Origin of the sequence: Demequina mangrovi, from assembly GCF_000759715.1 — a bacterium.
GTDB classification, from domain to species: Bacteria; Actinomycetota; Actinomycetes; order Actinomycetales; family Demequinaceae; genus Demequina; species Demequina mangrovi.
In genome coordinates this window covers 57,027-74,090 of the sequence record NZ_BBLU01000017.1, presented here as the reverse complement: position 1 = coordinate 74,090, position 17,064 = coordinate 57,027, and the positions used below count along the sequence as shown (strand labels likewise).

At 72.9% G+C, this 17,064-nt stretch carries 19 protein-coding genes and 1 tRNA gene; 11 read left to right on the top strand and 9 right to left on the bottom strand.

What is annotated here, in order from left to right; genetic code table 11:
• Position 1: 1 nt before the first annotated feature.
• Positions 2-75, bottom strand: a tRNA-Gly gene (locus tag TR42_RS12690).
• 148 nt (positions 76-223) lie between these two features.
• Between TR42_RS12690 and TR42_RS12685 the strand changes: the two genes are divergently transcribed.
• From TR42_RS12685 to TR42_RS12675, 3 genes are all read left to right on the top strand, one after another.
• Complete coding sequence (locus tag TR42_RS12685; RefSeq protein ID WP_042216455.1) at positions 224-679, top strand: hypothetical protein; 456 nt, start codon at positions 224-226, stop codon at positions 677-679.
• Positions 680-871: 192 nt separating this feature from the next.
• On the top strand, positions 872-1,108 hold the full coding sequence (locus TR42_RS12680) for a DUF6458 family protein (RefSeq protein ID WP_042216453.1): 237 nt from the start codon (positions 872-874) through the stop codon (positions 1,106-1,108).
• 127 nt (positions 1,109-1,235) lie between these two features.
• On the top strand, positions 1,236-1,688 hold the full coding sequence (locus TR42_RS12675; RefSeq protein WP_042216451.1) for a VOC family protein: 453 nt from the start codon (positions 1,236-1,238) through the stop codon (positions 1,686-1,688).
• Positions 1,689-1,695: 7 nt separating this feature from the next.
• Here TR42_RS12675 and TR42_RS12670 read toward each other — a convergent pair whose 3' ends face one another.
• Positions 1,696-2,133, bottom strand: coding sequence for a hypothetical protein (locus TR42_RS12670; RefSeq protein WP_042216450.1), 438 nt, complete (start codon positions 2,131-2,133; stop codon positions 1,696-1,698).
• Positions 2,134-2,217: 84 nt separating this feature from the next.
• Positions 2,218-3,558, bottom strand: coding sequence for an MFS transporter (locus TR42_RS12665; RefSeq protein ID WP_042216447.1), 1,341 nt, complete (start codon positions 3,556-3,558; stop codon positions 2,218-2,220).
• Between the two features lie 404 nt (positions 3,559-3,962).
• Between TR42_RS12665 and TR42_RS12660 the strand changes: the two genes are divergently transcribed.
• Positions 3,963-5,576, top strand: coding sequence for an ATP-binding cassette domain-containing protein (locus TR42_RS12660; RefSeq protein ID WP_042216445.1), 1,614 nt, complete (start codon positions 3,963-3,965; stop codon positions 5,574-5,576).
• A 160-nt stretch (positions 5,577-5,736) separates the two neighbouring features.
• Here TR42_RS12660 and TR42_RS12655 read toward each other — a convergent pair whose 3' ends face one another.
• A complete protein-coding gene (locus tag TR42_RS12655) occupies positions 5,737-6,804 on the bottom strand; it encodes an aldo/keto reductase (protein ID WP_042216443.1) in 1,068 nt (355 codons plus the stop codon).
• A gap of 116 nt (positions 6,805-6,920) precedes the next feature.
• Between TR42_RS12655 and TR42_RS12650 the strand changes: the two genes are divergently transcribed.
• On the top strand, positions 6,921-7,259 hold the full coding sequence (locus tag TR42_RS12650) for a YciI family protein (RefSeq protein ID WP_042216441.1): 339 nt from the start codon (positions 6,921-6,923) through the stop codon (positions 7,257-7,259).
• Positions 7,260-7,288: 29 nt separating this feature from the next.
• Positions 7,289-8,290, top strand: coding sequence for an NAD-dependent epimerase/dehydratase family protein (locus tag TR42_RS12645; RefSeq protein ID WP_042216439.1), 1,002 nt, complete (start codon positions 7,289-7,291; stop codon positions 8,288-8,290).
• Here the strand turns inward: TR42_RS12645 and TR42_RS12640 are convergent.
• The 4 genes from TR42_RS12640 to TR42_RS12625 all read right to left on the bottom strand — a co-directional run bounded on the left by TR42_RS12640 (position 8,287) and on the right by TR42_RS12625 (position 12,993).
• The gene (locus TR42_RS12640) at positions 8,287-10,128 is read right to left on the bottom strand and encodes a cation:proton antiporter (RefSeq protein ID WP_042216437.1); all 1,842 of its coding nucleotides are present in this window, start codon (positions 10,126-10,128) and stop codon (positions 8,287-8,289) included. The genes TR42_RS12645 and TR42_RS12640 overlap by 4 nt on opposite strands.
• Before the next feature lie 33 nt (positions 10,129-10,161).
• Positions 10,162-10,632 (bottom strand): nucleoside deaminase, encoded by a 471-nt coding sequence (locus TR42_RS12635; protein ID WP_042216435.1) that lies wholly within the window; start codon positions 10,630-10,632, stop codon positions 10,162-10,164.
• Positions 10,633-10,761: 129 nt separating this feature from the next.
• Entirely contained in the window at positions 10,762-11,577 is an 816-nt protein-coding gene (locus TR42_RS12630) for a CPBP family intramembrane glutamic endopeptidase (RefSeq protein WP_042216433.1), read from the bottom strand.
• Positions 11,578-11,721: 144 nt separating this feature from the next.
• Positions 11,722-12,993, bottom strand: a complete 1,272-nt coding sequence (locus TR42_RS12625; protein ID WP_042216431.1) for an ATP-binding protein — start codon at positions 12,991-12,993, stop codon at positions 11,722-11,724.
• A 163-nt stretch (positions 12,994-13,156) separates the two neighbouring features.
• Here TR42_RS12625 and TR42_RS12620 point away from each other — a divergent pair, with 163 nt between their 5' ends.
• The 4 genes from TR42_RS12620 to TR42_RS12605 all read left to right on the top strand — a co-directional run bounded on the left by TR42_RS12620 (position 13,157) and on the right by TR42_RS12605 (position 15,736).
• On the top strand, positions 13,157-13,822 hold the full coding sequence (locus TR42_RS12620; protein ID WP_042216429.1) for a methyltransferase family protein: 666 nt from the start codon (positions 13,157-13,159) through the stop codon (positions 13,820-13,822).
• Between the two features lie 65 nt (positions 13,823-13,887).
• A complete protein-coding gene (locus tag TR42_RS12615; protein WP_052406100.1) occupies positions 13,888-14,280 on the top strand; it encodes an FKBP-type peptidyl-prolyl cis-trans isomerase in 393 nt (130 codons plus the stop codon).
• Positions 14,281-14,376: 96 nt separating this feature from the next.
• Positions 14,377-14,727 carry an ArsR/SmtB family transcription factor gene (locus TR42_RS12610; RefSeq protein WP_042216427.1) on the top strand — a complete coding sequence of 117 codons (351 nt, stop codon included), beginning with the start codon at positions 14,377-14,379 and terminating at the stop codon, positions 14,725-14,727.
• 19 nt (positions 14,728-14,746) lie between these two features.
• Positions 14,747-15,736 carry an SRPBCC family protein gene (locus TR42_RS12605; protein ID WP_042216425.1) on the top strand — a complete coding sequence of 330 codons (990 nt, stop codon included), beginning with the start codon at positions 14,747-14,749 and terminating at the stop codon, positions 15,734-15,736.
• On the opposite strand, the gene TR42_RS12600 is transcribed toward TR42_RS12605, so the two are convergent.
• On the bottom strand, positions 15,733-16,497 hold the full coding sequence (locus tag TR42_RS12600; RefSeq protein ID WP_042216423.1) for a putative protein N(5)-glutamine methyltransferase: 765 nt from the start codon (positions 16,495-16,497) through the stop codon (positions 15,733-15,735). The two genes, TR42_RS12605 and TR42_RS12600, sit on opposite strands and share 4 nt — an antisense overlap.
• A 56-nt stretch (positions 16,498-16,553) precedes the next feature.
• Between TR42_RS12600 and TR42_RS14460 the strand changes: the two genes are divergently transcribed.
• Complete coding sequence (locus tag TR42_RS14460) at positions 16,554-17,045, top strand: SRPBCC family protein (protein WP_052406098.1); 492 nt, start codon at positions 16,554-16,556, stop codon at positions 17,043-17,045.
• Positions 17,046-17,064 lie beyond the last annotated feature (19 nt).

Here is a 17,064-nt window from a genome sequence, read left to right as displayed (position 1 = left end):
GTGGAGCGGGTGACGGGAATCGAACCCGCGCTATCAGCTTGGGAAGCTGAAGTTCTACCATTGAACTACACCCGCGTGCGCCGCTCGCAGGCGGTGCGTCACCCATTGTAGGGGGATCCGGCGCCGTGCCCGACCTGCCCCGCCGGTGCGGCCCTGAGGCGCGTTCCGTCCGGGGCCATGGCACGTCCCCCGCGGGGAGCGGTCACGCGACACAATGTGCCCTATGCCGCATCGCCCCCTCGGACGCCTCATCGCAGCAGCCGCCACGGCCGCGGTCGTGCTCGGCTGCGCAGCCTGCGGAAGCGTGCCCGACTATCCGATCCTCGAGCCCCGGGCCTCCGCCGAGGTGCCGGAGCACGTCTACGCGATGCGTTCTCTCGACATCGCGCTCACGTCCGCGTCGGAGGGCCCGGTGATCGTCACCGGCGGCACCATCTTCTCGCCGTACTTCGACCGCGTCGACGCCGTGGGGCTCGACGTCGAGCTGGCTCCGGGCGGCTCGACCACCGTCACGCTGCCGCTCGGGGTGGTGTCCTGTCCCGCAGGCGAGGGCGACGCGAGCGCGCAGCTCGTGCTCGAGGTCGACGGCGAGGAGCTGCTCCAGAGCGTCATGCTCGACGCGAAGGGGATCAGGGCCCTCAACAAGGAGGCCTGCGAGCTCATCTCCGAGCGCGGCTGACGCCTCACCTATTCCCGCTCCCGCGAATTTGCATCACTCCTGGTAGATCGCCGTTTATCAGGGTCGCTCGACGGTGCTCCCCGGCATCGTCCCTGGCAGGTGCGCGTTGTCATCCCCGGCGGGCTCGCGCTTCGGCGCCCCGCCGCCGGACCGTCCGGCGGCGTGGAGAGGGGCCCGCGGGAGGACTTGCTCATGGCTCTCGGAACCGGAATCTTCCTCATCGTCATCGGCGCGATCGCCACGTTCGCGATCGACGACTCGATCGACGCGGTCGACCTCGGCACGGTCGGTTGGATCTGCATGGCGGCCGGTGCGGTCGCGATCACGGTGTCCCTCGTCGCGAACGCGCAGCGCTCGAACACCACGCACCGCGAGATCCGCGACGAGCACGTCGACGAGCACCGCGACCAGCGCCACGTCGAGCGCTGAGCGGCGGCGCCGGGGTCCCGTCGATCCCCGTCACGGGACCCCGGCCGCCCGCGCGCCAGGCGCCCTCGCGCATCGTCCGCTCCGGACGTAGCCTGACCGGTGGCATCGTCGCCGCCCGGGAGGAACCATGGCCAGCGTCTCGACGTATCTCAACTTCGACGGCACCTGCGAGGAGGCCTTCGCGTTCTACCGCGACGTCTTCGGGGGAGAGCTCACCGCCCCGATCATGCGGATGGGCGAGGTGCCTCCCTCTCCGGGCATGCCGCCGGTGCCCGAGGACGAGAAGGATCGCGTGATGCACTGCGCGCTCGACATCCTCGGCGGGCACCGCATCATGGGCTCGGACATCATGCCGTCGATGGGCCACGTCCTGAAGCCGGGTAACAACGTCTACCTCAACCTCGCGGTCGACGACGAGGACCAGCTGCGTGATCTCTTCGCGCGGCTCTCCGCCGGCGGCGACATCGAGATGGAGCCCACGCCGATGTTCTGGGGCGACCTCTACGCCTCGTTCACCGACCGCTTCGGGATCCAGTGGATGCTGGACACGGCCATGACCGAGGGCACGGGTCTGGCGTAGAGCTGCGTCAGGCCTGCTCCTGATCGGAGTAGGCCTCCTCGAGCGCGTCGAAGAACGCGTCCGCGAGCTCCTGGAACCCGTCGCGGTCGAGGCGGATCGCGTCGCCGGGGTCGATGCCGAGCACGGTCGTGTCCGCGTCGAGGCCCGAGCCCTCGGGCGGGTCGAAGCGCCCGCCGTTGGCGTTGAGCGAGGTCACCACGGCCGTGAGCTCCCGCAGGGGTCCGGGTCCCGCGGGTGCGATCGCCGGGTCGCGGTACGCGAACATCCCCTCGAGCTGCCCCGCCATCGCGTTGAACAGCTCGTCCTCGATGTCCTCGATCGCGCCGTCCATCGAGCCGTCGTCGGGGGCCTGCGCGCGCAGCAGGTCGAACGCCGCGATCTGCGCCTCGATCCGCCACCGGCACGATGCGACGTAGTCGCCGCTGAACACGTCCTGCTGCTCCATCGGGTGGACCTCCTTGCGCCCAGTATGCTCACGCGGCCCGGACCGCGCGACACCCGGACGCTCCGGGGGCGCCGCTCACGCGGGTCAGGGCTGAGCCGAGCGGTCCTCGAGCTGCTGCGCCAGGATGTCCTCCGCGGCCTGCGCCCTGGTCTCGCGGTCGCGCTCGTCCGGGGTGGGGTAGCGCACGCGGACGAACGGTCGGGAGGGCTGGTAGCTCACCGTGAGCCGCGAGTCCCGCACCACCCAGGCCGCGGCCCCCACCGAGATCGCGAGGGCCGAGAGCGCCCCGACGCCGATCGACCACCGCGGGCCGGCGTGCTCGCCGATCCAGCCGACCAGGGGAGAGCCGATGGGGGTCGCGCCGAGCAGCACCATCATGTAGAGCGCCATGACCCGGCCGCGCATCCGGGGCGACGTGGTGGTCTGGACCGTCGCGTTGGCCGACGTCAGCATGGTGAGCGCCGTGAAGCCGACCGGCACGCAGGTCACCAGGTAGATCGGGTAGGTGGGCGCGACCGACATGAGCGTCGCGGACACGCCGAACGCGAAGGCTGAGCCGACCACGAGCCTGAGGCGCGGCTGCTTCCGCCGCGCGGCGAGCAGCGCGCCGCTGAGGGATCCGACCGCGATGATCGAGCCCACCAGCCCGTACGCGCCCGCGCCCTTGTCGAAGGCGGTGGCGGCCATGAGGGCGCTCGTCATCTGGAAGTTGAGTCCGAACGCCGAGATCACCCCGACGACCACGAGGATCACCACGATGTCGGGCCTGCGCCGCACATACCTCACGCCCTCGCGCAGCTGCCCGCGGCCGCGTCTCGCGCGCTCCTGCCGCTCGAGCTCCGCGCTCCGCATCAGCAGGAGGGCGAGGATGGTCGCGCCGTAGGACACCGCGTTGGCGATGAACACCCAGCCGCTGCCGATGACCGTGATGAGGATGCCCGCGAGGCCCGGGCCGATGAGCCGGGCGGCGTTGAACGATGCGCTGTTGAGCCCCACCGCGTTCGGCAGGCTCGCCGGCGGCACGAGGTCGGAGACGAAGGTCTGCCGGGCAGGGCCGTCGAAGGCGGAGACGATGCCGAGCAGCAGCGCGAAGACGTACACGTGCTCGAGACGGACGTGGCCGGCGAGCGTCATGACGCCGAGCGCGAGGCCCAGCACGCCCTGTCCCGCCTGGGTCGCGATGAGGAGCTTGCGGTGGTCGACGCGGTCGGCCACCACGCCCGCCCACGCGGACAGCAGCAGGAAGGGCGCGAACTGGAGGGCCGTGGTGACGCCCACCGCGAAGCCGGAGTTGTCGCTCAGGACGGTGAGCACCAGCCAGTCCTGCGCCACCCGCTGCATCCAGGTGCCGATGTTCGACACCAGCGCCCCTGCGAACCAGAGGCGGTAGTTGAAGATGCGCAGCGAGGCGAAGGTCTGTGACATGCCACCTGTTCAACCGGCTGATGCGGGCGGTTGTTCCGCGGCGTCGCATCGGCACTGGCGCCGTCCCCCACCCTACGCCGCGATGCCCGACCGCCCTTCCCGCACCGACGGTCCTCCCCACACCGACCGTCCTCCACACGCCGGGGGTCGCATCGTCGCGCTTCGGTGCAACTCTCGTCGCATCGTTCCTGGTGAGGTGCGCGAGGTTGCAGAGTCCGTGTGGAGGGCGGTCTCGGCGCCTCGGTTCCAGTAGGGGGAAACCCTTGACGGCGGACGATGCGTGTCGCACCCTGGTGCGGGCGCGCCGCGAGGGTCGGCGACGAGGAGGACTGTTGAAGCTCTAGGGACGCCGGACCACGAGTCTGGCCACGGTCACGCACCTTCCAGACCCCTCGGAGCTCCCTATGCAGCACCTCTCCTTCTCCCGCGTCGCCTTCGCATGGCCCGATGGCCGCGCCCTCTTCACCGATCTCGACCTCGCGATCCCGGACGGGCTCACGGCGCTGATCGGACGAAACGGCATCGGCAAGTCGACGCTCGTGCGTCTCGCGCTCGGCGAGCTGCGCCCGACCGCCGGATCTGTGGTGCTTCCGGCCTCGGTCGCACACGTGCCGCAGCACGTCGCGATCGCTACCGGGACCACGGTGGCCGAGGCGCTCGGAGTCGCGGCCCGCGTCGCCGCGCTCCGCGCCATCGAGGCGGGAGCGACCGACCCCGACGTCTACGACGCGCTCGCGGACGACTGGTCCGTCGAGGAACGCGCCGCCGCCATGCTCGCGTCGCTCGGCCTGCCGACGGATCTTGACCGCACCGTCGATGCGCTCAGCGGAGGGGAGGCCGTGCTGCTCGCCGTCGCGGCGGCGCTCCTCGCGCGGCCCGACCTGCTGGTGCTCGACGAGCCGACCAACAACCTCGACGCCGAGGCCCGTGCGGCGCTCGCAGCCCGCCTGTCCGCGCGGGACGGCGCGACGCTCGTGGTGAGCCACGATAGGGAGCTCCTCGCGCGGGTCGACCGGATCGCGGAGCTGTGCGAGCGGGACGACCGCACTGTGGAGCTGCGGTGGTTCGGGGGCGCCGTCGACGCCCTCGACGAGGCCCGCGAGGCGGAGCGGGCCGGCGCCGCACAGGCCCTGGCCTCCGCGAACGCCGCCGTCGCGCGGCAGTCGGCCGCGCTCGCGGCGCACGCCGACGGGGCTGGACGCAAGCGTCGCGCGGGCGAGAAGGCGCGGGTCCAGCGGCGGGTGGTGGGGCTCGCCGCCGACGCCAAGCAAGGGCAGGCCGAACGCACCGACGCGCGTGTGCGCCGCATCCACCAGCAGCGCCTGGCCGAGGCGCGCGACCGGCTCGCGGAGGCGCGCGCCGCGATCCCGCGTGACCGCACCATCCGGATCGACCTGCCGGGCACCGCCGTGCCGCCGCGACGGCTCGTCCTCGAGGCGGAGGGTCTCGTGACGCGCACCGGCGCGACGCTCGACGCGCTCGTGCGCGGACCCGAGAGGGTCCACGTCACGGGTCGCAACGGCGCGGGGAAGTCCACGCTGGTCGCGACGCTCCTCGGTGATCTCGAGGCCCGCGGCGGGCGCGCACACCTCGCCGTGCCGGTGGGCATCCTGCCCCAGCGGCTCGTCGGCCTCGACGAGGGCGCCTCGGTGCTGGAGAACGTGCGGATGCGCGCCTCGGGCGCATCGGGGCAGGAGGTGCGGGATCTGCTCGGCCGCTTCCGCTTCCGGGGCGCGAGCGCCGATGCGGCGGTGGCGACGCTCTCCGGCGGCGAGCGCTTCCGGGCCTTCCTCGCGTGCGCGCTCCTCGCGCGGCCCGAGCCTCAGCTCCTGGTCCTCGACGAGCCCACCAACAGCCTCGACCTCGAGTCCCAGGCGCAGCTGGTCGAGGCGCTCGCGGGCTACCGCGGGGCGCTGCTCGTAGCGAGCCACGACACCGCCTTCGTCGAGGCGGTCGGGCCGACGCGCGAGTGGCGCGTCGTGCCCGGAGAGCCGGTGGGAGATCGGCTGCTCAACTGAATGGAGGCTTGACCGTCCTCCACACGTCGGGGGTCGTATCGCCGCGCTTCGGTGCAACTCTCGGCGCATCGTCCCTGGTGAGGTGCGCGAGGTTGCAGAGTCCGTGTGGAGGGCGGTGGGGGTGTGGGGGTGTGGGGGTGGTCGGGGTGCGGAGGGGGGATCAGGCTCCGGCGGCCTCGAGCTCCTCGTGCTGCCCGGGGGTGAGGGTGACGTCGATCGCCTCGGCGCACTCGAGGTACTGGTCGAAGGTGCGCGCGCCGATCAGGGGGATCGCGCTCGGAGAGTCCTGCGCGAGCAGCCAGGCCAGCGCCACCTGGTTACCCGTGGCCCCGGTCTGCGCGGCGACCGAGTCGATCGCGGCGAGCCGCGCCTCGGCGTCGGGCCCCGCATACGCGCCCATCGCGGAGAATCCCGGGTCGCGCCGCTCGTGGGCGGAGAACAGCCCCTTGAGCACGGGTGAGTACGCCACGAGCTGGAGGTCGGGGTAGGCGCGCAGGTAGTCGAGCTGCTCGGCGGAGACGATGCTGCGGCTGTCGAGGCCGGCGCGGGGGCGCAGGTACGCGTGCTGCTGCTGCACGGCTGCGGGCTGCGGCCAGCCGTTCGCCTCGCAGAGCGCCCGGATCTGCGCGAGGCGCCAGGTGGAGACGTTCGACCAGCCGTAGGTGCGGATGAGCCCCGCCGAGACCGCGCTCGCAAGGAAGCCGAGCGTCTCCTCGAGAGGCACCGAGCGGTCGTCGACATGGATGTAGTAGAGGTCCACCGAGTCGAGCCCGAGGCGCCCGAGCGAGGCAGCGAGCGAGTCCCGGAGGGTGCTCGCCCCGGCGCCGACGAAGCGCGACCGGGCGAGCTCCCAGTCGGGCTCGCCGTCGGTGAAGACGCCGTCGATGCTGCTGAGCATCGCCGTGCCCTTGGTCGCGAGGTGAACGCTGGGCCGCGCTCCCGAGTCTGCGAGCCACGTCCCCACGAGCCGTTCCGACTGACCGCCGAGGGTGCCCTCCGCGTACCACCAGCAGTAGGCGTCCGCGGTGTCGATCATGCCGGGGACCGCGGCGCCGTCCGGCGCGGCGTAGCGGGGCACCACCTCGGTGACGAAGTGGTCGAGGATGCGCCGCGACTCGTCCTCGGGCGTGCGGGTGCCCATGAGCATCGCGCCGACGCCGAGCGGCGCGACGTACGGGCCCGCGGCGCCGAGGCGGCGGGCCGGTCGGATCTCGTCAGCAGAGGCCATGTCACGACGCTATGCGCCGTGCGCCAGGATGTCGCGGCGACCCTGGCCAAGCCCGGCGCGCGGTGCGACGATGGCGAGGCGAGGCATCCCGCGGATGCCCGGCGAGGAGGCGAGCGATGAGGTACCTGCTGCTGGTCTGCACCGAGCAGATCGACGATCCCGCCGGCGGACCCGACGACATCGAGCGCTGGGTGAGCACGCACGAGGCGAGCGGCGCGCGGGTCTGGGGCGACCGCCTCGCGGACACGTCGGAATCGCGCGTGGTGCGGGTCCGCGGCACGGGCACCACGGTCGAGCCGGGCGCGCTGCACCGCGACTTCGAATCGATCGCCGGGATCGACATCCTCGAGTGCGCGTCGATCGACGAGGCCGTCGCCGTCGCGGCCGATCACCCGATGGCCCGTCACGGGGTGCTCGAGGTGAGGCCGTTCTACGACTGGGACGCGGACGCCTGAGCGTCGGCGCGGCCCGCTAGCCTGGCCGTATGCCTGCGCTCCTCATCCTCGGCGGCACCGCGTGGCTGGGCCGCGAGACCGCCGCCCAGGCCGTCGCATCCGGGTGGGACGTCACGTGCCTCGCGCGCGGCGAGTCCGGAGTGATCGCCCCCGGCGCGACGCTCGTCCGGGCCGACCGCGACCGGCCCGACGCCTACGACGCCGTGAAGGGGCGCGACTGGGACGCCGTGGTCGAGGTGAGCTGGCAGCCGCGCCACGTCCGCGAGGCCGCTGAGGCCCTCGAGGGCCGGGTGCTGCACTGGACGTACGTCTCCTCGGTCGCGGCCTATCAGCCGACCTGCGAGGTGATCGCCGAGGACGCGCCCCTGCGCGAGCCCGTGGATCCCGACGCCCGCGTCGACGGCGCGCAGTACGACGCCGCCAAGGTGCGCTGCGAGCTCGACACCCTCGAGAGCCACCCCGAGGCGCTCCTGCTGCGCGCCGGCGTCATCATCGGCCCCGGCGATCCCACGGAGCGCTTCGCGTACTGGCCGCGCCGTGCCGCGCAGGCCGGCACGGGGCCGATGCTGGTGCCGGGGCCGCCCGCGCATCCGGTCCAGCTCATCGACGTGCGCGACCTCGTCGCCTGGACGCTCGATGCGATCGAGGCCGGGCTCTCGGGCCCGGTGAACGTGGTCGGCGATCAGCGCCCCGGCGCCTACGCCGTCGAGCTCGCACGCGAGGTCGCGGGCGCGGTGGGCCCGCAGGTCGACGTCGATCCGACGTGGCTGCTCGCGCACGGCGTGACTCCGTGGAAGGGGCCGGGCTCGCTTCCCCTCTGGGTTCCCGACGACGGCGGTCCCGCGCGCATCGGCTACCACTCGGACGAGCGCTTCCTCGCGACGGGCGGGCGCCGCCGCTCGCTCATGGAGTCGATCCGCGACATCCTCGCGGAGGAGCGCGCGCTCGGGATCGACCGCGACGTCGAGGGCGGGCTCTCGCGCGACCGCGAGCTCGAGCTGCTCGCCGCGTGGGAGGCCGAGCGGGGCTAGGCGCCGGTCGCCGTCCCGTCCGACGCATCGTCCACGCGCGGCACCGCGCCGGTGGCCGGCTGCCTCGCCGCTCCGAGGTAGAGGAAGGTCGAGCCCGGGAGCGGCAGGAAGCGCTGGTCGGGGGAGACCAGGCGGAACGCGCCCGACGCGTCGATCGCGCCCAGCGGGATCGCGTCCTCGTCGCCGCCGAAGCGCTGCGCGAGCTCGCGCAGGCCGTACTCCTTGGTGAGGTGCGTCGCGTGGATCCGCCATCCGGCGGCGATCCGCTCGTCGAGCGTGACGAGGTCCGTCCGGCCGTCGAAGGCGAAGGACGCGCGCCGCTCGAACGTGAGGGCGCGGCGCTCGCCCGTCCCCTCGGCGGGCGCGAGCTGGAAGGAGCGGTGGAAGCCGTACTCGATGCCCAGGCTGCGGGCGACGAGCGCGTTGTAGTAGTCGTTGTCGGTCGCGGCGAGGACGTGGCTCACGCCGGACTCGGCCAGCGCCTCGTCCGCGTGCTCGGACAGCACCTCGCCGAAGTAGGTCCGCACGCCCGCCATGCGCATCGGCTGGAGACTCTGGTAGCGCCCGTCCGCGACCGTGACGAGGACGTCGCGGCGGCGCAGCGCCTCGGCGAGCGCGAGCCCGAACGGCGAGGCCCCCACGATGAGCAGCCCGTTGCGGGCGCCCGTGGTGAGGCCGAGCCGGCGTGCGAGCGGCGCGAGCGTGAAGCCGTGCACCACCACGGTGACGATGATCACCAGGAACACCGTGGGCACCAGCAGCGCGCCGTCGGGATAGCCCGCCGCGACCATGGCCGGGCCGAACGAGCCCGCCGTCGCCGCGGCGACGATGCCGCGCGGCGCGATCCACGCCAGCAGCCTCCGGTCCGGCGTGGGGATGTCGGAGCGCAGCGTCACCAGCCAGATGGTGAGCGGCCGCACCGCGAGCATCAGCACCGCGACGAAGGCGACGATGCGCCAGTCGAGCGCGCGGAGGTCGTCCGCGGTGAGCGTCGCCGGGATCACGATGAAGAGCGAGCTCACCAGCACCACGGTGAGCCCCTCCTTGAAGTGCAGCAGCTGCTCGCGCTCGGCGAGGCGCATGTTGCCCAGCACCAGGCCCATCGCGGTGACGGCCAGCAATCCCGTCTCGTCCTGGAGGCGGTTGCCGAGGCCGGCGACGAGCAGCACCGCGACCAGCAGAAGCGGCGACTTGAGGTGGGACGGCACCCATCCGCGCCGGAAGGAGACGCCGAGGAGGAGGCCCACGCCGGCGCCCATGCCGCCGCCGACCACGATCGCGTAGAGCAGCCCGGTGGCGATCGAGCCGAGGCCGCCCTCGGACAGCGCGAACAGCTGGAACGTGAGGAAGGCGAGGGTGACGCCGATGGGGTCGTTGACGATCCCCTCCCACTTGAGCAGCGCCGCCGAGTCGCGGCGCAGCCCCGCCTGGCGCAGCAGCGGCGCGATCACCGTCGGCCCGGTGACCACGAGGATCGCGCCGAGCACCAGCGCGACGGGCCAGTCGATCCCTCCCACGTAGCGCGCCGCGATCGCGGTGAGCGCCATCGCGACGGGCGGGCCGAGGACGGTGAGCCGGCCGATGCCCTTCCCGACCCGCCGGAACTCGGAGAACCGCAGGCTCATGCCGCCCTCGAAGAGGATGACCGCGACCCCGAGGCCGATGAGCTCCGAGAGCTGCTCCGGCTCGAGGTCGACGTCCACGAGCCCCGCGATCGGCCCGAGGATCAGGCCCACCGCGATGAGGATGACGATGGCGGGGATGCGGAGGCGCGCCGCGAGCAGCTGCGAGCCGAGCCCGGCGACGAGGACCAGCACCAGGCTGGTGGCGAGCGTCATGAGCCGATGCTAGGGCCGGGCGGTCGTGCGGTGTCAGTCCCAGAAGCCGAGGTGGGGGACCGCGGCCTCGTCCTCGAGCAGGGGTCCGGTGACGGAGATCTCGCGTGCGCCCGCGCCGAGCACCGTGCGGCAGGGGAGGGCGAGCGTGGGGTTCTCGTCGTGCGCGCCGGTCATGGCCAGCAGGCCGGTCTCCGCGAGGCCGTAGACCACGGCGCCGATGCCGGACCAGTAGATCGCGCCCGAGCACATCGCGCACGGCTCGCACGAGGTGACCAGCGTGCACTCCGCGAGCTCGTCGGGGTCGAGCTGGTTGCTGGCCAGCCGCACCAGGTTGGTCTCGGCGTGGCCAGTCGCGTCGCGGTGGGTCACCACGGTGTTCTCGGCCTCGAGGACGATGCGCCCCTCGCCGTCCACGAGGACCGCGCCGAACGGGTGGTTGCCGTGGTCGCGTGCCGCCTGCGACACGGCGATCGCGCGGCGGAGGTGGTCGGTGTGGTCGCTCATGCGGCCAGCCTAGGCACCTCTCCCCGCGACAGTCCGAACGGAGTTCGCGGCGACGCGCCGGTCTGGATTGTCAGGAGCCCGATGATCCTCGGGGTGTCGCGGTCAGATCCGTCCGGACTGTCCGGGGGGTCAGGACTGGATCACGCCCGCGATCACGAGCGGGAACAGCACCAGCAGGAAGATCGCGTCGATGCCGTGGAACAGCGCTCCCATCCAGTACGAGCGGTAGCGCTTGGTGAGGTAGGCGTACAGCCAGTCGGTCACGAGCATCGCGGGCATCTGCCACACGAGGTGCAGGTGGTACGTCGCGAACAGGAGCCCGTTGACGAGCACGTCGAGGCGGCCGAACGCGCCCCGCATGCGCGGCAGCAGGATGCCGCGGAAGATCAGCTCCTCGCCCACGAGGTAGTTGCCGAGGATCAGCACCACGAGCAGCCCCATGAGCCACCACTGCCCGACCACCTCGGGCACCGCGAGATTCTCGATCAGCGCGTAGTCGGGTGGCGCGATCGCGGGGAACGCGTCGACCACCGCGTCGTTGAGCGGCTGGAGCAGCCCGAGCGCGCCCAGCCCGGCGTAGCCCACGGCGACCGCCACCGCCCACCACAGGTAGCGCCAGCTCGCCCGTCCGGTGCGGGGGCTGCGAGGCTTCTCGAGCCACAGCCGGCGCTTCAGCGCCTCCCACGTGAACGGCCGCACCTCGAGGCGCAGCAGCCAGAACGCGAGCACCGCCTGCCACACCAGACCGGCCGTCGCGAGCACGAGCCACCCGATGCCGGGCGTCTCCATGCGCGGCGCGATGAAGGTGGGCATCACCCACCACAGGCCCAGGCCCATGGGAAGCGCGCTCGCGGCCCAGATCCCGAGGATGGTGCCGAGCCGGTACTGCTCCTTGTCGGGCAGGTCGCGGGTGTCGAGCCCGCGTGCGGTGATCGTCGTGGTCATGGCTCCCCCTGAGCGTCCACGGGACGCCGGGTTGCGCCCACGCCGACCGTAGGCAGGCGCTCCGGGCGCGGGCATCGCGCTGCTGAGGGGGTGACGGGGGTCCGTCCGAGGGTTCCTGGATCGGGGTTTCCCCTGACCTCGGGCTCATACCCGCGCGAAGGCCTCGATGTCCTCCGTGAACTCGCCCGCGACGTCGGCGGACACCGTCGCGCGCGTCGCCGACACCGCGGCGAGGTAGTGCGCGGTCGCGGGAGCGGCATCGTCCCCGCCGTCCACCGCGGCCTCGAGCGCCGCCTGGTTCGCGCGTCGCGCCGCGAACTCGATGTCCGCGGGGGTGAAGCCGTCGGAGGCTGCGACCAGGCTCGCGACGTCGACGGTGGCCGCGGCGGAGGGGATGAACCGCGCCCAGATCGCGGCGCGCGCCTCGGCATCGGGCAATCCGATGGGGATGACGTAGTCGAAGCGGCCGTGGCGCAGGAACGCGCTGTCGAGCGAGCGGATGAAGTTGGTCGCGCAGACGAGCAGCCGGTCGGGGCGCTCGCGGAACGCGGGGATGAGCTTGAGCAGCTCGTTGGTGACGCCCTGGAGCGGTGAGGGCGGGTCGCCGCGACGATGCGAGGCGATCTCCTCAACCTCGTCGATGAGCACCACCGCGTGCTCGAGCTCCGCGATCCGGTGGAAGGTGTCGCGCAGCGCGCCCGCGAGCCCCGCCGGGTCCGCGGCCAGCCGCGACGGGAACACCTCGACGAAGGACCAGTCGAGCCGCGACGCGATCGCCTTCGCGAACGTGGTCTTCCCGGTGCCGGGCGGTCCGAACATCACCACCGCGCGCGGCGGCGCGACGCCGTAGCGGTCGGCCAGGGCGGGCTCCGCGAGCGGCAGCACCAGGCGCTTCTCGATGAGGTCCTTCTCGGTGCGCATCCCGGCGACGCCGTCCCACAGCCCGCGCGGCAGCACGCGCCCGCCGAGCTCCTCGAGCAGCGCCATCTCCTCGCGCTGCACGCGGATGCGACGCTCGAGGTAGCGGACCGCCTTCTTCTCGGAGAAGCCGGCGTCGCGGAACGCATCCAGATGCGTCTGCGCCGCCGGGACCAGCGCGGACAGGGTGCTGGGACCCGCCTCGGCGACGCGCGTCTCGACCGCGGCGAGCAGCCCGGGGCCGATGCCGCGGCCGTGCCACGCATCGTCCACACCGTGGAAGACCACCCAGGCCTGGTTGTGCGCGCGGCGCGCGACGGCCGCGCCCACGATCTCCTCCTGCACGGTCGCGACGACGGCGATGTCCTCGGCCGCCGAGGTCAGCACCTCGGCGAGCGCGTAGACGGGCTCGACCCCGGCCGCGCGCGAGGCCTCCCACAGGCGCACCACGGACTCGAGGTCCTCGGCGTGCGCGTCGCGGATCCTCCAGGCGGCCATGTCCTCTCCTCGCACGTCGTCGTCGCGGGACTCCTTCGACGGTACCCCAGGGGGGTATCCCGCGTCCGCATCGAGGCGGCTCGGGAAGCTCAGTACCGGTCGCGACCCCGTGCGCACGCCTCCCGGGACGCTGAGTCCAGCTCCGGCGGCCTACGGTGGACGCATGGCGTCCGACGCATCGTCCGCACCTAAGGCCTTCGTCACCGTCCTGCACGTCTCCGCCGTCGCGGTCGGGCTCGCGTTCCTGTCGTTCGGGGTCCACACCTGGTTCGGGGGCGATCTCCCGGTCGCCGATCCGCTGCGCCGCGCGCTGGTCGGGGTCCTCGCGGTGGTCTACCTCGCGCGGCTGCTGGTGACGCAGTACGTCATGGTGAAGCGCCCCTTCCCGTGGGACGAGGCGCTCGCGGTCGGTCCGTGGGTGGCGATCCTCCAGCTCACGATGGCGTGGTTCGGTGCGACCACCGAGGCGCCGGTGGACTGGGTCGTGTGGGCCGGCGTGGGGCTCTACGTGCTGGGCTCTTGGCTCAACACGTGGTCCGAGGAGCAGCGGCGCCGGTTCAAGAAGGACCCCGCGCATCGCGGCGTGCTCTTCACCGGCGGGCTGTTCTCGCTGGTGATCCACCCGAACTACCTGGGCGACGTGCTGCTCTTCACCGGCTTCGCCATGGTCGCGGGCGGATGGTGGCCGCTGCTGGCGCCGGTCATCATGGCGGCGATGTTCGCCTTCATGCACATCCCCCGGCTGGACGCGCACCTCGAGGATCACTACGGCGACGCCTTCCGCGCGTACGCCCGCCGGACCAGGAGGTTCATCCCCGGGGTCTGGTGACGGGCGTCGCCGTGCCGCGAGCCGCCCTAGGCTGGCCGGGACAGTCCGCAACCGAAGGAGCGATCATGACGCTGCCCACCATCACCCGCGACGCGAACGGCGCGCCCAGCATCGACTTCGCCGGGGCGGAGAAGCCCGAGGGCCTCGTCGTCGAGGTGCACGAGAAGGGTGACGGCCCGGAGGTCGCCGAGGGTCAGCACATCACCGTCCACTACAGCGGCTGGCTGTGGGACGGCGCGAAGTTCGACTCGTCGTGGGACCGCGGCGAGTCCATCTCGTTCCCGATCGCCTACGGATCGCTCATCGACGGCTGGGTCGACGGCATCGTCGGGCAGCCGGTCGGCTCGAAGCTGCTGCTCGTGGTGCCGCCGGAGTCGGGCTACGGCTTCCGCCCGATGGGACCCATCCCCGCCGGCTCGACGCTCGTCTTCACCGTGGACGTGCTCGCGGCCCGCTAGGCGCGCCGCCTCCGCCGACATCTCCGCAACCCCCGTCTCCGCGAATGCGGCGGCGGGGGTTGCGCGTTCCCGCCGCGCGACGTAACGTACAACCAAATGGTTGTAGATGAGTGGACACAAGCCGACGTGGATCGCATCTTCCACGCGCTGGCAGACGCGACCCGCCGTGACATCGTGCGGCGGACGCTCACCACGGAGGCCTCGGTCAGCGAGCTGGCCCGGGCCTACGACATGTCCTTCGCGGCGGTGCAGAAGCACGTCGCCGTCCTCGAGGGGGCGGGCCTGGTGACCAAGCGCTCCCGCGGCCGCGAGCGCATCGTCCGCGGCGACGCCGCGCAGATCGCGCGCGCCCGTTCCCTTCTCGCGCAGCTCGAGGAGCTGTGGCGATCCCGCTTCAGCCGGCTCGACGACGTGCTCGCCACGCCGCGGCCGGACGAGCACCCCTGACGAGTCCCCAGGAGGAGCCATGCCTCTCACCACCGTCGTCTCGGACCCCGAGGCGCTCACCATCACCGTCGCCGGCGAGTACTCCGTGCCCGTCGAGCGCCTCTTCCAGGCCTACCTCGACCCCCGCCAGCTCGAGCGGTTCTGGGGCCCGGTCGAGTGGCCCGCGACCTTCACCCGGCACGATGCGGCTCCCGGCGGCCGCTCCGAGTACTTCATGCGCGGACCCGACGGCGAGCGCTCCGGCGGCTACTGGAAGTGGATCGCTGTCGACGCGCCCCGCTCGTTCGAGGTCGAGGACGGCTTCGCGAACGAGGACGGCACCGACAACACCGACCTGCCCGCGATGCGGATGGTCTTCACGTTCGAGGCGACCGACGAGGGCTCGCGCTTCACCTCGGTCACGCACTTCGGCTCGCTGGAGGCGCTCGAGACCGTGGTCGAGATGGGCATGGAGCAGGGCATCCGCTCCGCGATGTCGCAGATCGACGCGGTGGTCGCCGACCTCGAGTCCTTCGCCGCGGGCCGCGCGGTCGACGCGCAGCTCCTGTCGGACACGCAGGTGCGCGTGAGCCGCGTCATCCGCGGCACGGTCGAGCAGGTGTGGCGCGCGCACCACGACGCGGACCTGATGAGGCGCTGGCTGCTCGGGCCCGAGGGGTGGACGATGCCCGTGTGCGAGGTCGCACACGAGGTGGGCGACACCTACCGGTACGAGTGGGCGCCCGTGGTCGGCGGGCCCGCGGACGGCGCGCCGCCGTTCGGCTTCACGGGCGAGCTGCTCGAGTCCGCGTCTCCCTGCCGCGAGGTCACCACCGAGAACATGATCGGCATGGAGGGGCCCGGCACCACCAACGAGCTCACCCTCACCCCGGTCGACGGCGGAACGCTGCTGAGCCTGGTGATCACCTACCCGAGCCAGGAGCTGCGAGACATCGTGCTCGGCACCGGGATGACGGACGGCATGGAGACCTCGTACGCGCGGCTCGAGGAGGAGCTCGCGGCGGTCTAGAGGCGAGCGACCACCGCGACCGCACCGAGCTCCGCGTCGCGCTCCAGCCGCGCGGACAGCGCCGCATCGGCTGCGGCGGCGAGGGTGAGCGTCGCGAGATCCTCGCTCGTCTCGACGATCGCGACGCCGCCCGGACGGAGCAGCCGGGCGGCCGCGTCGAGCACGGCGCGCTGCACCGCCGCGCCGTCCGGCCCGCCGTCGAGCGCGAGCGCGGGCTCGTGGTCCCGGGCCTCACGAGGCATGAGCGGGATCTGGGCGGTGGGGACGTAGGGCGGGCACGAGGCGATCACGTCGACCGCGCCGGCCAGGTGCCCGAGCGCCTCGTCGAGGTCCGACACCGTCGCCACGCATCCCAGCGGGGCGAGGGTGGAGGCGGCGAGCGCCACGGCCGCCGGGTCGACGTCGGCGGCGACGATGCGCGCGTCGGTACGAGCGTGCGCGATCGCGGCCGCGACGGCGCCGGTGCCGCAGCACAGGTCCACGACCGTCGCATCGTCGGGCGCGCAGGCGATCGCGAGCCGCGCGACCAGCTCGGTCCTCCGCCGGGGGACGAAGACGCCGGGAGCGGTCGGGATCCTCAGGCCCGCGAAGCGGGCCCAGCCGATCACGATCTCGAGCGGCTCGCCGGCGATCCGGCGCTCCAGCAGCGCCTCGTGACGCGCGGGATAGCCGCCCGCGGCGTCGGCGATGAGCGCGGCCTCGTCCTCCGCGAACACGCAGCCGGCCGCGCGGAGCCTCGCTGTCGCATCGTCCGCCGTCACGCAGGCACGCTACCGCTCCGGTTGCGCGCGCGTCCCAGCGGGGGAGACTGGCAGGCATGGACCCGGACCAGATCGACCCTGCCACCGAGGGGCGCGTCCTCTCTCCCGACGACGGCGACTACCTGCGCTTCGAGCGTGAGTTCGCCCAGCCCCCCGCCGAGGTGTGGGCGGCGCTCACCGACCCCGACCGCAACGCGACGTGGGGGTTCCGCACCGGCTTCGAGCCCCGCGAGGGCGGCCTGGTGACCACCTACGACGGCGGCGCGGGGGAGGTGCTCGCGTGGGACGAGCCCCATGCGCTCGAGTACGCGTGGGACGGGTACGGCGGCCGCTGGCAGGTGCGCATCGCGATCGCCGAGCACGGTGACGGCGCGTACCTGACGTTCGACCACGTCGCGCCGGACCCCGCCAGCCCCGACATCGCCGCGGGCTGGCACTGGCACCTCGACCGCCTCGCGCTGCACCTCGCCGGGGGCACGCCTCCCGTCGTCGACTCGGATGCGCACTTCGAAGAGCTGCAGCGGCTCTACGCACACGCCGGCGGCTGAGCCGCGCCTCCGGGCGCCG

Bases quoted from the DNA above. Each gene is read 5' to 3' on its own strand.
- TR42_RS12685 (WP_042216455.1), top strand. From the start codon at position 224: ATGCCGCATCGCCCCCTCGGACGCCTCATCGCAGCAGCCGCCACGGCC.
- TR42_RS12680 (WP_042216453.1), top strand. From the start codon at position 872: ATGGCTCTCGGAACCGGAATCTTCCTCATCGTCATCGGCGCGATCGCC.
- TR42_RS12675 (WP_042216451.1), top strand. From the start codon at position 1,236: ATGGCCAGCGTCTCGACGTATCTCAACTTCGACGGCACCTGCGAGGAG.
- TR42_RS12670 (WP_042216450.1), bottom strand. From the start codon at position 2,133: ATGGAGCAGCAGGACGTGTTCAGCGGCGACTACGTCGCATCGTGCCGG.
- TR42_RS12665 (WP_042216447.1), bottom strand. From the start codon at position 3,558: ATGTCACAGACCTTCGCCTCGCTGCGCATCTTCAACTACCGCCTCTGG.
- TR42_RS12660 (WP_042216445.1), top strand. From the start codon at position 3,963: ATGCAGCACCTCTCCTTCTCCCGCGTCGCCTTCGCATGGCCCGATGGC.
- TR42_RS12655 (WP_042216443.1), bottom strand. From the start codon at position 6,804: ATGGCCTCTGCTGACGAGATCCGACCGGCCCGCCGCCTCGGCGCCGCG.
- TR42_RS12650 (WP_042216441.1), top strand. From the start codon at position 6,921: ATGAGGTACCTGCTGCTGGTCTGCACCGAGCAGATCGACGATCCCGCC.
- TR42_RS12645 (WP_042216439.1), top strand. From the start codon at position 7,289: ATGCCTGCGCTCCTCATCCTCGGCGGCACCGCGTGGCTGGGCCGCGAG.
- TR42_RS12640 (WP_042216437.1), bottom strand. From the start codon at position 10,128: ATGACGCTCGCCACCAGCCTGGTGCTGGTCCTCGTCGCCGGGCTCGGC.
- TR42_RS12635 (WP_042216435.1), bottom strand. From the start codon at position 10,632: ATGAGCGACCACACCGACCACCTCCGCCGCGCGATCGCCGTGTCGCAG.
- TR42_RS12630 (WP_042216433.1), bottom strand. From the start codon at position 11,577: ATGACCACGACGATCACCGCACGCGGGCTCGACACCCGCGACCTGCCC.
- TR42_RS12625 (WP_042216431.1), bottom strand. From the start codon at position 12,993: ATGGCCGCCTGGAGGATCCGCGACGCGCACGCCGAGGACCTCGAGTCC.
- TR42_RS12620 (WP_042216429.1), top strand. From the start codon at position 13,157: ATGGCGTCCGACGCATCGTCCGCACCTAAGGCCTTCGTCACCGTCCTG.
- TR42_RS12615 (WP_052406100.1), top strand. From the start codon at position 13,888: ATGACGCTGCCCACCATCACCCGCGACGCGAACGGCGCGCCCAGCATC.
- TR42_RS12610 (WP_042216427.1), top strand. From the start codon at position 14,377: ATGGTTGTAGATGAGTGGACACAAGCCGACGTGGATCGCATCTTCCAC.
- TR42_RS12605 (WP_042216425.1), top strand. From the start codon at position 14,747: ATGCCTCTCACCACCGTCGTCTCGGACCCCGAGGCGCTCACCATCACC.
- TR42_RS14460 (WP_052406098.1), top strand. From the start codon at position 16,554: ATGGACCCGGACCAGATCGACCCTGCCACCGAGGGGCGCGTCCTCTCT.